Origin of the sequence: Amycolatopsis sp. NPDC052450, assembly GCF_044547565.1 — a bacterium.
Lineage (GTDB): Bacteria > Actinomycetota > Actinomycetes > Mycobacteriales > Pseudonocardiaceae > Amycolatopsis.
The window spans coordinates 1-12,882 of sequence record NZ_JBIUAQ010000015.1 but is presented as its reverse complement, the minus strand read 5'-3'; the positions used below and the strand labels follow the sequence as shown (position 1 = coordinate 12,882).

The 12,882-nt window shown below is 68.1% G+C and carries 14 protein-coding genes and 1 pseudogene; 9 read left to right on the top strand and 6 right to left on the bottom strand.

The window, feature by feature from the left end:
* The first annotated feature begins 53 nt into the window (after positions 1–53).
* Both aroA and ACIHAO_RS24105 read left to right on the top strand, forming a co-directional pair.
* On the top strand, positions 54–1,289 hold the full coding sequence (aroA, locus tag ACIHAO_RS24110; RefSeq protein ID WP_396561303.1) for a 3-phosphoshikimate 1-carboxyvinyltransferase: 1,236 nt from the start codon (positions 54–56) through the stop codon (positions 1,287–1,289).
* Positions 1,290–1,379: 90 nt separating this feature from the next.
* Entirely contained in the window at positions 1,380–1,532 is a 153-nt protein-coding gene (locus ACIHAO_RS24105) for a hypothetical protein (protein ID WP_396561301.1), read from the top strand.
* Between the two features lie 81 nt (positions 1,533–1,613).
* Here the strand turns inward: ACIHAO_RS24105 and ACIHAO_RS24100 are convergent, their stop codons facing one another.
* Positions 1,614–2,186, bottom strand: coding sequence for a cob(I)yrinic acid a,c-diamide adenosyltransferase (locus ACIHAO_RS24100; RefSeq protein WP_396561299.1), 573 nt, complete (start codon positions 2,184–2,186; stop codon positions 1,614–1,616).
* Positions 2,187–2,247: 61 nt separating this feature from the next.
* On the opposite strand from ACIHAO_RS24100, the gene murA reads away from it, so the two are divergent.
* A complete protein-coding gene (gene murA, locus ACIHAO_RS24095) occupies positions 2,248–3,522 on the top strand; it encodes a UDP-N-acetylglucosamine 1-carboxyvinyltransferase (RefSeq protein ID WP_396561297.1) in 1,275 nt (424 codons plus the stop codon).
* 63 nt (positions 3,523–3,585) lie between these two features.
* Here murA and ACIHAO_RS24090 read toward each other — a convergent pair whose 3' ends face one another.
* The 4 genes from ACIHAO_RS24090 to ACIHAO_RS24075 form a co-directional block, all read right to left on the bottom strand.
* A complete protein-coding gene (locus tag ACIHAO_RS24090; RefSeq protein WP_396561295.1) occupies positions 3,586–4,458 on the bottom strand; it encodes a trypsin-like serine protease in 873 nt (290 codons plus the stop codon).
* 78 nt (positions 4,459–4,536) lie between these two features.
* Positions 4,537–5,187 carry a hypothetical protein gene (locus ACIHAO_RS24085; RefSeq protein WP_396561293.1) on the bottom strand — a complete coding sequence of 217 codons (651 nt, stop codon included), beginning with the start codon at positions 5,185–5,187 and terminating at the stop codon, positions 4,537–4,539.
* A gap of 62 nt (positions 5,188–5,249) precedes the next feature.
* Positions 5,250–5,873, bottom strand: a complete 624-nt coding sequence (locus tag ACIHAO_RS24080; protein WP_396561291.1) for a LysE family translocator — start codon at positions 5,871–5,873, stop codon at positions 5,250–5,252.
* Positions 5,870–6,496, bottom strand: coding sequence for a LysE family translocator (locus tag ACIHAO_RS24075; protein WP_125785121.1), 627 nt, complete (start codon positions 6,494–6,496; stop codon positions 5,870–5,872). The genes ACIHAO_RS24080 and ACIHAO_RS24075 overlap by 4 nt, the downstream gene beginning before the upstream one ends.
* 373 nt (positions 6,497–6,869) lie before the next feature.
* Between ACIHAO_RS24075 and ACIHAO_RS24070 the strand changes: the two genes are divergently transcribed.
* The 6 genes from ACIHAO_RS24070 to ehuA all read left to right on the top strand — a co-directional run bounded on the left by ACIHAO_RS24070 (position 6,870) and on the right by ehuA (position 12,687).
* Entirely contained in the window at positions 6,870–7,436 is a 567-nt protein-coding gene (locus tag ACIHAO_RS24070) for a hypothetical protein (protein ID WP_396561288.1), read from the top strand.
* 81 nt (positions 7,437–7,517) lie between these two features.
* A complete protein-coding gene (locus ACIHAO_RS24065) occupies positions 7,518–9,539 on the top strand; it encodes a protein meaA (RefSeq protein WP_396561286.1) in 2,022 nt (673 codons plus the stop codon).
* A 117-nt stretch (positions 9,540–9,656) separates the two neighbouring features.
* Positions 9,657–10,550: an ectoine/hydroxyectoine ABC transporter substrate-binding protein EhuB gene (gene ehuB / locus ACIHAO_RS24060; RefSeq protein ID WP_396561285.1), complete on the top strand. Its 894-nt coding sequence runs from the start codon at positions 9,657–9,659 to the stop codon at positions 10,548–10,550.
* A 13-nt stretch (positions 10,551–10,563) separates the two neighbouring features.
* Positions 10,564–11,259: an ectoine/hydroxyectoine ABC transporter permease subunit EhuC gene (gene ehuC / locus ACIHAO_RS24055; protein WP_125785116.1), complete on the top strand. Its 696-nt coding sequence runs from the start codon at positions 10,564–10,566 to the stop codon at positions 11,257–11,259.
* Entirely contained in the window at positions 11,259–11,915 is a 657-nt protein-coding gene (ehuD, locus tag ACIHAO_RS24050) for an ectoine/hydroxyectoine ABC transporter permease subunit EhuD (protein WP_396561283.1), read from the top strand. The genes ehuC and ehuD overlap by 1 nt, the downstream gene beginning before the upstream one ends.
* A 7-nt stretch (positions 11,916–11,922) precedes the next feature.
* Positions 11,923–12,687, top strand: coding sequence for an ectoine/hydroxyectoine ABC transporter ATP-binding protein EhuA (gene ehuA / locus ACIHAO_RS24045; RefSeq protein ID WP_396561565.1), 765 nt, complete (start codon positions 11,923–11,925; stop codon positions 12,685–12,687).
* Between the two features lie 72 nt (positions 12,688–12,759).
* On the opposite strand, the pseudogene ACIHAO_RS24040 reads toward ehuA, so the two are convergent.
* Positions 12,760–12,882 (bottom strand): annotated as a pseudogene (locus ACIHAO_RS24040) (IS110 family transposase); the annotation flags it as partial.

Sequence of the window (12,882 nt, the reverse complement as noted above, 5' to 3'; positions counted from 1 at the left end):
TCACGCCTCTGATCACGTGAGTTCGCCGTTCGCGCACGCCGTATGCTCACGCCGTGACCACCGTCGACATCCCCGGTTCGAAGTCGATCACCGCCCGAGGCCTGTTCCTCGCGGCCGCCGCCCACGGGACGACCGTGCTGAGCAGGCCGCTCCGTTCGGATGACTCCGAGGGCTTCGCCGAAGGACTCCTCAAGCTCGGCTACCAGGTCTCGCGCTCCGAGTCGGAGTGGACCATTTCCGGCAGGCCCGAGGGCCCCGCCGTCGACAGCGCCGACGTCTTCTGCCGCGACGGCGCCACCACCGCGCGTTTCCTGCCCGCACTGGCCGCCGCCGGGCACGGCACCTTCCGCTTCGACGCCTCCGAGCAGATGCGCGCCCGGCCGCTCGGGCCGCTGACCGACGCGTTGCAGGAGCTGGGCGTCGACCTCACCTTCGAAGGCTCGCCCGGGCACCATCCGCTGGTCGTGCGGGCCGCCGGGATCAAGGGCGGGGAACTGACGCTGGACGCGGGGCTGTCCTCCCAGTTCCTGACCGCGTTGCTGCTGGTCGGGCCGCTGGCCGCCGAGGGGTTGCGGATCACCGTGACCGACCTCGTTTCGGTCCCGTACGTCGAGATCACCATCGCCATGATGCGGCGCTTCGGCGTCGAGGTCGTGCGGGACGGCGACACGTTCGTCGTGCCGCCCACGCCGTACCGGGCCTGCCGCTACGAGATCGAGCCCGACGCTTCGACGTCCAGCTACTTCTTCGCGGCCGCCGCGCTGACCGGCAACTCGGTGACCGTGCCGGGCCTTGGCGAGGGCGCGCTACAGGGCGATCTGGCCTTCGTCGAGGTCCTGCGGCAGATGGGCGCGGACGTCGAGGTGGGGCCGGACGCCGTGACCGTGACCGGAACCGGCGGGCTGCGCGGCGTCACGGTGAACATGCGCGACATCTCCGACACCGTGCCGACGCTCGCGGCCATCGCGCCGTTCGCGGACGGGCCGGTGCGGATCGAGGACGTCTACAACACGCGGATCAAGGAATGCGACCGGCTCGCGGCGTGCGAAGAGAACCTGCGCGCGATGGGGGTTTCGGTCGAGACGGGGCGCGACTGGATCGAGATCCAGCCGGGTGTGCCGACGGGGACCCTGGTGAAGTGCCGTCGGGATCACCGGATCGCGATGGCGTTCAGCGTCACCGGGCTGCGGACGCCCGGGATCACGCTGGACGACCCGGGTTGCGTGAAGAAGACCTTCCCCGGCTTCCACGACGCTCTCGCTTCGCTGCGGGCTTCCTGGGGCATTTAGTCCTCTGAATGCGGCTCGCGAAAACATGGGATCATCACGAAGCGGCATTTCTACCGGGTTTCCGACGTGATCCGCGTCTATTCTCGGCCTATGACTCAGAGCGAGGACGCGAACCGCTGGAGCCACCTTCCCGAGCCCGTGTCCCTGGAGGACACGATCACGATGAAGGCGATCGACCCGGGCAAGGACGGAACGCCCGACGTCGACCTCGAGCGTTATTGGGCAGCACGAGAACAGGGCTGAGCTCCACCTCATCACGCAATTCGGCACCTGGTCGCGGTAGTTGCTCACGCAACGACCGCAACCAGGTGCCGAATTGCGTCGTCAGGACGCTCCGCCGGGCTGCCACAGGATGTCGCCGTCCGGATTCGCCAGCCGCGACAGGATGAACAGCAGGTCCGAAAGCCGGTTCAGGTACTTGATCGCCAGCTGATTCGTCGTGGCCTGCTCGGCCTCGAACAGTGCCCAGCCGGAGCGCTCGGCCCGTCGTGAGACCGTGCGGGCCTGATGCAGGAACGCCGCGCCCGGGGTGCCACCCGGCAGGATGAACGACGTCAGCTTCGGCACGCGCTCGTTGAATTCGTCGCACCAGCCTTCGAGCCGCTCGATGTACCGCTCGGTGATGCGCAGCGGTTCGTACGGCGGATTCTCCACGATCGGCGCGCACAGATCCGCGCCGACGTCGAAGAGATCGTTCTGCACCGCACGCAGCACCTGCGTGATCTCCTCGGAGAGGCCGCCCATCGCGAGCGCGAGCCCGATGACGGAGTTGGCTTCGTCGACGTCGGCGTACGCACCCAGCCGCGGCGAGGTCTTCGGCACGCGAGAGCCGTCGCCGAGTGCCGTGGTGCCGTTGTCGCCGACCTTCGTGTACACGCGGTTGATGCGAACGACCATGAAGCCGACTCTACCGGCCCGGCGTAAGGCAAATCCGGGCGAGAGGGCATGATTGGCGCCCATGAGCGAGCACTTCGACGTGCACGGCGGAGCACGGCTGGTCGGCGAGGTCGACGTGGTCGGGGCCAAGAACAGCGTCCTGAAACTGATGGCCGCGGCCCTGCTGGCCGAGGGCACGACGACCATCACGAACTGCCCCCAGATCCTGGACGTCCCCCTGATGGGCGACGTCCTGCGCAGTGTCGGCTGCGACGTCGTCATCGACGGCGACACCGCCAAGATCACCACCCCCGCCGAGCTGTCGCACCGGGCCGATTCGGCCGCGATGGGCAAGCTGCGCGCGTCCGTGTGTGTCCTCGGTCCGCTGGTCGGACGGCTCAAGCAGGCCGTCGTGGCGCTGCCGGGCGGAGACGCGATCGGTTCCCGTCCGCTGGACATGCACCAGAACGGCCTCCGCAAGCTGGGCGCCACCAGCACCATCGAGCACGGCTGCGTCGTGGCGAAGGCCGACGGGCTGCGCGGCGCGCAGATCTGGCTGGACTTCCCGAGCGTCGGCGCCACCGAGAACATCCTGATGGCCGCCGTGCTCGCCGAGGGCACCACGGTCATCGACAACGCCGCGCGCGAGCCCGAGATCGTCGACATCTGCACGATGCTGACCGAGATGGGCGCGAAGGTCGAAGGCGCTGGCACCTCGACGCTCACCGTCGAAGGCGTCGAGAAGCTGCACCCCACCGAGCACCGCGTGATCGGCGACCGGATCGTCGGCGCGACCTGGGCGTTCGCCGCCGCGATGACCAGGGGCGACCTGACCGTCCGCGGCGTCAACCCGCACTACCTCGACTTGGTCCTCGACAAGCTCCGCCTGGCGGGCGCCGAGGTCGAGACGTTCGAGGGCAAGGGTTTCCGCATCGTCCAGAACGAGCGCCCGAAGGCCGTCGACTGGGTGACGCTGCCGTACCCCGGTTTCGCGACCGACCTGCAGCCGTTCGCCGTGGCGTTGTCGGCGGTCTCCGAAGGCACGTCGATGATCACGGAGAACATCTACGAGGCCCGGTTCCGGTTCATCGAAGAGATGATGCGGCTTTCCGGCGACGCGCGCACCGACGGGCACCACGCCGTCGTCCGCGGTGTGGAGAGGCTTTCGAGCGCTCCGGTGTGGGCCGCGGACATCCGCGCCGGCGCCGGGCTGGTGCTGGCCGGGCTGTGCGCGGACGGCGTCACCGAGGTCTGGGACGTCTTCCACATCGACCGCGGTTACCCGCATTTCGTGGAGAACCTGAACCGCCTCGGCGCCCGGATCGAGCGCGTGGCGGGAGAGCCCGACCGGGCTTGATCAAACGCGCGTGAAGGCCCCCTTCTCTCGGCTCAGCCGAGGAAAGGGGGCCTTCACGCGCGATCAGGGCAGGGCGACGAACGGCGCGAGGAAGTCACGCGACGTCGGCGAGTCCAGCCGGTAGGTGACGTTCGTGGCGTAACAAGGCCCGTCACCGGTGATGGTGGTCGAAACCAGGACGCGCTCGCCGCCGATGGTGGCGAAGTTCGGGCCGCCGGAATCGCCGTAGCAGGCGCCGCCGTTGCCCTGGGGAGCCGTCATCGCGAGCCGCACCCACGTGTTGTTCAGTGCGTTGAAGGTGACCGGCGCCTTCATCCGCACCCCGCCACCCGGATGCGTGTGCCCACCCGGCCCGTTCACGGCTTCTTGCGTGCCGTAGCCGGCGACCACGAACGGCGTCGAGTTCAGCGCCTGCGGGCCGAGCGCGTCGAGCTGTCCGGCGCCGGGCAGCTTGGCGGGCTTGAAGGTCCAACGCGCGGCGACCTGCTTCGCGGGCAACTGGACGACGGCGATGTCGTGCGAGTCGGCCGAGTTGCCCGGGTAGCCGCGCTCATTGTGCGCGACCCCCTCCACGGCGACGGCCTTGGCGATCGCGGCCGGATCACCGGGGTACTTCTTCGCCGCCGCGTCGAGACCCGCTTGCACGTCCTGGTCGAGTGAGACGAAGAACCGCACCTTGGCGGGCCAGCCGGTGGTGCAGTGCGCGGCGGTGAGGAACGTGTCGGCGTCCACCATGGTGCCGGAGCACACCCAGTCGACCCGGTCGGGCGTGGCGGGGTCGCCGTCGTTGTCCCAGGTGGCGACCAGGGCGCCGACTTCGGTGCGCTCGGGTGCCGGGGTGGCGTTGTAGGAGTTGATCGCGGGCGCGGCGGTGGCGCTGCCCAGCAAGAGGGCGGCGGCCAGCGTCGCGACGGTGGCGGCGGGGGTGAACCTCACGAACGACCTCCTCGGCTAGGTGCTTCTGGAGACGGGATTCAACGTGGTGGACGCCGCGAAGTCATCCGCCGAAAGTAGTCACGCGTCCCTGCGCCGCCGGGTTCCGGCGAAGACCGCCGCACCGCCCGCGGTCAGCAGGCCGAGCCCGGCCGGCAACGCTGGTTCGAGATCGAAACCGGTCTTGGCCAGTGACGGAGACGTCGCGATGGCGGCGTCGGCGCTGGGTGCGACGGCCGCGGCGGGGGCCGCCACCGGTACGACCGCGGGAGCCACGACTTCGCCGCGCGATCCCCCGGACGGGGGAGTCTCGACCGGCGGGTTCGTGGCGGGCGGTGTCCGGTCCGGCACGCAGGCCGTATGCGCCGGATTGCCGCGCCCGACGCCGTGGTTGCGGTCGCATTCGTAACCCGCGTTGGCGTCCGAGCCGCCGGGCAGCTGTCCGGGAGGGTTCTTGTCGTCGGCCTTGCCGACACAACCGGCACAGGGTTTCCCGGCGGCTTTCCCGCCGCCGTTCCCGTTGGCGGACGGCGAACCGTCGCGGGTGGAGTCGTAGGGCCCGTGCTTGTCGGCACCGTGCCCGGAGAAGTCCGCTTTGGACGGTGTCTGCGGTTTGGTGTGTCCTGGAGGAGCGCCGCCGTTGCCGCGCTCGCCGGCATCGGCGGGGCCCGCGCCGAGGAGAAGGAGGGAGAAGGCGGCTCCGGCGAGAACGCCGTAGGTCTTCTTGTTCATCGAAGCCTCCCTGAGGTCGCGCCATTGCGACATACGGAGTATCGCGTGAACGACCGAAGGGGTTACTCGAGCACCAACGCCGCGCCGAACCCGACCAGTGCGGTCCCGGTGACGCCGTCGAGCGCGCGGCGGACCTTGCGGCGTTCCAGCCAGGTGCGCACGCGGTGCACGAAGAACAGCAGCAGAAGCTGGGCGACGGTGCCCGCCGCCGCGATCGTGTAAGCCAGCAGCAGGGCGTCGCCGGTGCCGGTGACACCCGGGATCAGGAACTGCGGCAGCACCGACAGGTACAGCACGAGGACCTTCGGATTGGTGACGTTGGAGAGGAAGCCCTCCCGCCAGCGACGGAATCCGCTCCGCCGGGCGGCGGCGGTCTCGGCGAGCTGCCCGTAATCGCCGCGGTAGGCACCGATCAGCGCCCGGATCCCCAAGTAGCAGAGGTAGGCCGCACCGGCCCACTTCACGGCTTCGAACACCGGCCGCGAGTTCATGATGACCGCGCCGAGACCGAGCGCGGCGGCGGTGGCCTGCGCGAGATTCGCGGCGCCGACCCCGAAACAGGCCCAGCCCCCGCCGCGGATGCCGCCGGAAAGCGCGTTCTTCAGCACCACCATGTTGTCCGGACCGGGGACGAGCGCCAGCGCCAGCATCATCAGCGCGAAACCGCCGTAGACACCCCAGGTCATGACTCGAGCACCAACGCCGCGCCGAAACCGACCAGCGCGGTCCCGGTGACGCCGTCGAGCGCGCGGCGGACCTTGCGGCGTTCCAGCCAGGTGCGCACGCGGTGCACGAAGAACAGCAGCGTCATCAGCCAGATCGCGCCCAGCACCGCGACGGTGTAGGCGAGCAGCAGCGCGTGCCACGCCGACGTCGTCGCGGGGTCGAGGAACTGCGGCAGCACCGACAGGTACAGCACGAGCACCTTGGGGTTGGTGATGTTGGAGAGGAAGCCCTCGCGGAAGCGGCGGAATCCGCTCGCGCCCTGCTGCTTGACCGCCGCGACGCCGGAGTAGTCGCCGCGCCAGGCGCCGCGCAGCGCCTGGAAACCGAGGAAGACGAGGTAGGCGGCGCCGACCCACTTGAGCGTCACGAACACCGGCTGCGACTGCGCGATGACGACACCGAGACCGAGCGCGGCCGCGGTGCCCTGGACGGTGTTGGCCACGAAGATCCCCGCCGTGGCGAGGAAACCGCCGCGGGTGCCGCCGGACAGCGAGTTCTTGAGCATGATCATCGTGTCCGGTCCCGGCGCGAGCACGATCAGGACGACGATGAGCAGATAGCTGCTGTACGAACTCCAGGTCACGGTCACTCACGCTAGACGGCGCCCGCGGGCGAGTCTCCCGGATTTCGGTCACAGTCTCCGGTGCGGTGGCCTTGGGCCGGGCAGGTGTCCTTGCCTGCCTGAGTACATGAAGGGGTCCTTCCCGTGCAGCCGCTGTGGCTGTGGTGCCTGTGGGGTGGACGTGGCGGTTATCGAGTCCGTGAAGGCCTCCTTGAGGGACCCAGAGTCCCTCAAGGAGGCCTTCACGGACTTGGGCCTGGCACCGACCGCAGCCGGAATCCACGTAGATACCCAAGACACCCTTCGGGTTCCAACCCGAAGGGCCACTCACGACCGCCTGTACCGACGAACGGACACTGCTCGCCCGCCTCGCGGACGGGTAGGGTGCCTTGGCATGCACGAGGGGCAGATCGACCTCCTTCCAGGCGAACGGGTCATCTGGGCCGGACAGCCGGTGCGCAGGCCCCTCTTCAATCCCGGCGACTACTTCAACGTTCCCGTCGGCCTGCTCTGGCTCGTCGGGGTCACGCTGTTCTTCGCCGGAAACCACGACACGGCGTTCCATGTCGCCGCGTGGGCCGTGCTCACCGTCGCGGGGGTGTTCCATTTCGCCGGCAGGCCGCTGATCCGCTATCTCAGGCTCGCTTCGACGACCTACGCCGTGACGGACGGCCGGGTCATCGAGACCAGTTCGCTGGTCCGCCGTAAGGAAAGGTCCCGGGAGCTGGCCGGGCTGGCCGATCCCGTGGTCATCCCGGGCCCCGGCAAGACCGGGACGATCACCTTCGGCAGGCTCGGCGTGCTGGCGTGGGCGTCGGCGAACTTCGGCGCGGGCACCGGTAGGGATCGCGAGGCGCCGGTCATCCTGGTGGGTGTCAGCGATGTGGCGAAGGTGCGGGAAAAGCTCGCGAAAGCCGTGGACGAGGCACGACAGCGCCACGAACCGGTCGCGGGAGAATGACCCGACTGTGTCTGATTCAACTGCGCGGTCGATGTTACCGGCCGGTACACTCAGGCCGTCGTCCAGCGCCGGAGGTATACCGTGCCCTATCCCACGGACCGTGAACGGGACCGCCCCTGGGTGATGCGGACCTACGCGGGCCACTCGTCCGCGGCCGCGTCCAACGAGCTGTATCGCCGCAACCTGGCGAAGGGGCAGACCGGTCTCTCGGTCGCCTTCGATCTGCCGACGCAGACCGGCTACGACCCGGATCACCAGCTGTCCAAGGGTGAGGTCGGCAAGGTCGGCGTGCCCGTCTCGCATATCGGCGACATGCGGCGCCTGTTCGACGGCATCCCGCTCGCCGAGGCCAACACGTCGATGACGATCAACGCGCCCGCCATGTGGCTGCTGGCGCTCTACGTCTCCGTGGCGCGCGAGCAGGCCGAAGCCGAGGGACGTGACGTCGACGAGGTGCTGGCCAAGCTCACCGGCACCACGCAGAACGACATCATCAAGGAATACCTCTCGCGCGGCACCTACATCTTCCCGCCGGGCCCGAGCCTCCGCCTGATCACCGACATGATCGCGTGGACCGTGCACCACGTGCCGAAGTGGAACCCGATCAACATCTGCAGCTATCACCTGCAGGAAGCCGGCGCGACGCCGACGCAGGAGGTCGCGTACGCGTTGTGCACGGCCATCGCCGTCCTCGACGCGGTGCGGGATTCCGGGCAGGTCGAGCAGGCCGACATGGCCAAGGTGGTCGCGCGGATCTCGTTCTTCGTCAACGCGGGTGTGCGGTTCGTCGAAGAGATGTCGAAGATGCGCGCGTTCACCGCGCTGTGGGACGAGATCACCCGGGATCGTTACGGCGTCACGGATCCCAAGGCGCGGCGGCTGCGTTACGGCGTGCAGGTCAACTCGCTGGGACTGACCGAGGCGCAGCCGGAGAACAACGTCCAGCGCATCGTGCTGGAGATGCTCGCGGTCTCGCTTTCCCGCGGCGCCAGGGCCCGCGCGATCCAGCTGCCCGCGTGGAACGAGGCGCTCGGGCTGCCCCGGCCGTGGGATCAGCAGTGGGCGCTGCGGATGCAGCAGGTGCTCGCGTTCGAGACCGATCTGCTGGAGTACGAGGACATCTTCGACGGTTCGCACGTCATCCAGGCCAAGGTCGACGAGATCATGGCGGGCGCGCGCGAGGAGATCGCGCGGGTGCAGGATCTCGGTGGCGCGGTCGCGGCCGTCGAGAGCGGCTACATGAAGTCGCAACTCGTCGCTTCGCTCGCGGAGTACCGGCGCGGAATGGAGAACGGCGAGCGGATCCTGGTCGGGGTCAACAAGTTCGAGACCACGGAGCCCTCCCCGCTGCAGGCCGAGGGCGCCAAGGCGATCGAAACGATCGACCCCGCCGTCGAGAAGCAGGCCGTCACGGCGATCGAGGAATGGCGGACGCACCGCGACAGCGCGGCCGCCGAGTCGGCGCTGGAGAAGCTGAAGGCCATCGCGAAGACGTCGGAGAACCTGTTCGAGGCGACGATCGAGTGCGCCCGCGCCGGTGTCACCACCGGTGAATGGTCGGGCGCGCTGCGCGAGGTGTTCGGCGAATACCGTGCTCCCACCGGGGTTTCCGCGTCGGCGGCCGCGGGCGAGGGCAACGCGGAACTCCGCCGCGTCCGCGACCGGGTCAAGGCGACGAACACCGAGATCGGCGAGCGGCTGCGGATCCTGGTCGGCAAACCCGGCCTCGACGGGCATTCGAACGGCGCCGAGCAGGTGGCCGTCCGGGCGCGTGACGTCGGGTTCGAGGTGGTGTACCAGGGCATCCGGCTCACACCGGAGCAGATCGTCGCGGCCGCCGTCCAGGAGGGCGTGCACGTGGTCGGGCTTTCGGTGCTCTCGGGTTCCCATCTCGAGGTCGTGCCGCAGGTCGTGGACGGTTTGCGGGCCGCGGGCGCGGGCGACATCCCGGTCATCGTCGGCGGGATCATCCCGCCCGACGACGAGAAGCTCTTGCTGGAGCGGGGGATCGCGAAGGTGTTCACGCCGAAGGACTACGAACTCACCGACATCATGGACGGAATTGTCGGATTGGTGCGGGAGCGCCACGGCCTGAGCACTTAACGTCACCGTTAATCTCGGTACCGTAACGGCCACTGGTGGGTGAGCCGCTCACATTGCCGGGGCAAAGGTACCCACCTACGTTTCGATTAAACCGATTAATCGAAAAGGGGTGCGGCGATGGCGCACGGCGAGTGGTCGAGGCGAGAATTCTTCCGGCGGTCGGCTGTTCTTGGCGCGGTGACGATCGGCGGTCCGGTGCTGTTGTCCGCGTGCACGTCGACCTCCTCAGGGGACGCGCTGCAAGCGGCCAAGGACGCGAAGAAGATCAAGATCGGTATCGCGAACGAAGCGCCCTACGGTTTCACGGACCAGAGCGGCAAGGTCACCGGGGAAGCCCCCGAAGTCGCCCGAGCCGTCTTCAAGGCCATGGGCATCGACAACGTCGAAGCCGAAGCGGTGTCCTTCGACCAGCTGATCCCCGGGCTCAACGCCAGGAAGTACGACATCGTCGCGGCCGGGATGAACATCAAGAAGGAGCGGTGCGACGCGGCGGCCTTCTCGATCCCCGACTACTCGGCGCTGACCGCTTTGCTGGTACCCAAGGGAAATCCGCAGCAGGTGCTGAAGTTCGAGGACATCGCGGCCAAGAAGGTCAAGGTCGCCGTGCTCTCCGCGGCCGTGGAGAAGGGGTACGCCACCGACTCCGGTGTCGCCGAGGACCAGATCGTCACCCTCGATTCGCAGGACAACATGCTCCGCGCGGTCACCGACGGCCGGGTCTACTGCGCCGCGCTCACCGACATCTCCCTCAAAGACGTGCTGAGCAAGAGCCCTGGCGCGGCGGCCGAAGTCACGCCCGGCTTCGATCCGGTCAAGGACGGCAAGCCGGTCGTTTCCGCCGGCGCCTTCGTCTTCCGCAAGGACGACAACCCCTTGCGCGAGGCCTTCAACGCCGAACTCAAGAAGCTGCAGGACAGCGGCGAATGGACCAAGATCGTGACACCGTTCGGGTTCACGGCGGCCAACCTGCCGAAGCCCGACGTCACCACCGAGAAACTCTGCGCGGTGTAACGGGGCTGACGTCATGTCGTCGTCGGTGTCGCATATCATCACGACCGTCCTCAGTGGACTGACCGCGACCGTCACCGCCGCGTTCGGCGGGATCGCGCTCACCGTGGTGCTGTCCTTGGTCGCCGGGCTCGCGCTGAGATCGCCGTCCCGGCTCGTGCGGGGGATTTCCCGGGTGTACGTGGAGATCTTCCGCGGTACCTCGGAGGTCGTCCAGCTGTTCTGGCTGTATTTCGTCCTTCCCGTGCTGGTGGGCTTTCAGCTGGTCCCGATGTTCGCCGGGATCCTCGTGCTCGGGCTGAACCACGGCGCGTACGGCGCCGAGATCGTGCGCGGTGCGGTGAATTCGGTCCCGCGGGCGCAGTTCGAAGGAGCCATCGCGCTCAACCTGACACCCGCCCAGCGGATGCGGCGCGTGATCCTGCCGCAGGCGTTCGCGGAAATGCTGCCGCCGTTCAACAACCTGTTCATCCAGTTGCTGAAGAGTACGGCGCTGCTCTCGTTCATCGCCGTCCCGGAGATGGCACGGCAAGGTGAACTGCTGCGGCCGGTGTTCGGCTCCGAGATCGGCTGGATCTACGGCACCGAACTCGTGCTCTACCTGCTCATCGCCCTGCTGATCACCAGCGGGATGCGAGCGCTGGAGCGGGTCGCGGCGCGGCGCCTCGGCAGGGCGCCGTCGAAGATGACGGCCGCGGCGGGGGGTATCTGATGGACTGGAGCTGGGAAGCGGCCTTCGATTCGATTCCTCTGCTGCTGAAGGGTCTTCTCGTCACGGTCGAGATCACCTTGCTCGCCTCGGCCGTCGCCTACGCGCTCGGGCTGGTGTTCGCGCTGATCCGGCGCACGGGGATCCCCGTGCTGTCGCAGGCGATCACGCTGTTCATCGAGTTCGTCCGCAGTACCCCGTTGCTGATCCAGGTGTTCGCGATCTACTACCTGGTTCCGCCGCTGACGGGTTTCACGATGTCGGCGTTCGTCACCGGTGTCGTGGCGCTGGGCGTGCATTACGCGACCTACGCGGCCGAGGTGTACCGGGCCGGGATCGAGGCCGTCCCGAGAGGACAGTGGGAGGCCGCGACCGCGCTGAACCTGCCACGCCAACGGGTGTGGACGGCGGTCGTCCTGCCGCAAGCGGTTCCCCGGGTGTTGCCCGCCTTGGGCAACTACACGATCTCGATGTTCAAGGAAACCCCGCTGCTGCTGGGGATCGGTGTCCTCGACGTGCTCAACCGGGCGAAAGAGGTCGGCGCCGAAACGTTCCGCGTCGTCGAGCCGTACACCCTGGCCGGGGTGCTGTTCCTGCTGGTGAGCCTGCCGGCTTCGATTCTGGTGAGAAGGTTGGAGCGACGTGCCGCCCACAGTTGATTCCCCGATGATCCGGTTCTCGCAGGTGGTCAAGTCCTACGGCGAGCACGTCGTGCTGCGGGACCTCGATTTCACTGTCGCGCCAGGGGAATTCGTTTCGCTGATCGGGCCGAGCGGGTCCGGCAAGACGACGATCCTGCGGCTGCTGATGACCCTGGAGAAGGTCGACGGCGGCACCATCGAGGTCTGCGGCGACTATCTGAGTCACATGAAGCGCGGCGAGAAACTGGTGCCCGCGGACGAGAAGTACCTGCGGGAGGCCCGCAAGCGGATCGGCATGGTGTTCCAGCAGTTCAACCTGTTCCCCAACATGAACGTGCTGCGCAACATCACCGAAGCGCCGATCCACTCGCTCGGCGTCGCGCGGGACGAGGCCGAGGCGCGGGCCGTCGAACTGCTGGAAATGGTGGGGCTCACGGACAAGAAGGACGAGCACCCCAGCCGGCTTTCCGGTGGCCAGCAGCAGCGCGTCGCGATCGCCCGCGCGCTCGCGATGCGGCCGGACGTGCTGCTGCTGGACGAGGTGACCTCGGCGCTCGACCCGGAACTGGTCGCCGACGTCCTGCGCGTGCTGCGCGAGATCGCGGCGTCCACCGACATCACGATCCTCTGCGTCACGCACGAAATGCAGTTCGCGAGGGACGTCTCGGATCGGGTGATGATGTTCGACCAGGGGCAGGTGCTGGAGGACGCCACACCGGACAAGCTGTTCAACGATCCGGACCACGACCGGACGCGGCGGTTCCTCAAGGCGGTCATCGACCGCGCTTGAGGAAGGGCTGCGGGAGGAGGCTGCGGGAGGGCTGCGGGAGGGCGTCGGTACAGGTGGATGCTCCTATAGATGTCAAGTGGTGGTTAGGGCTTGGTAGATCTCGCGGGCGACGTAGCGTTTGAGGCAGCGGATGATGTCTTTTTTCGAGAGTCCTTCTGTGGTGCGGCGGGTGACGTAGGCGCGGGTGCGTTGGTC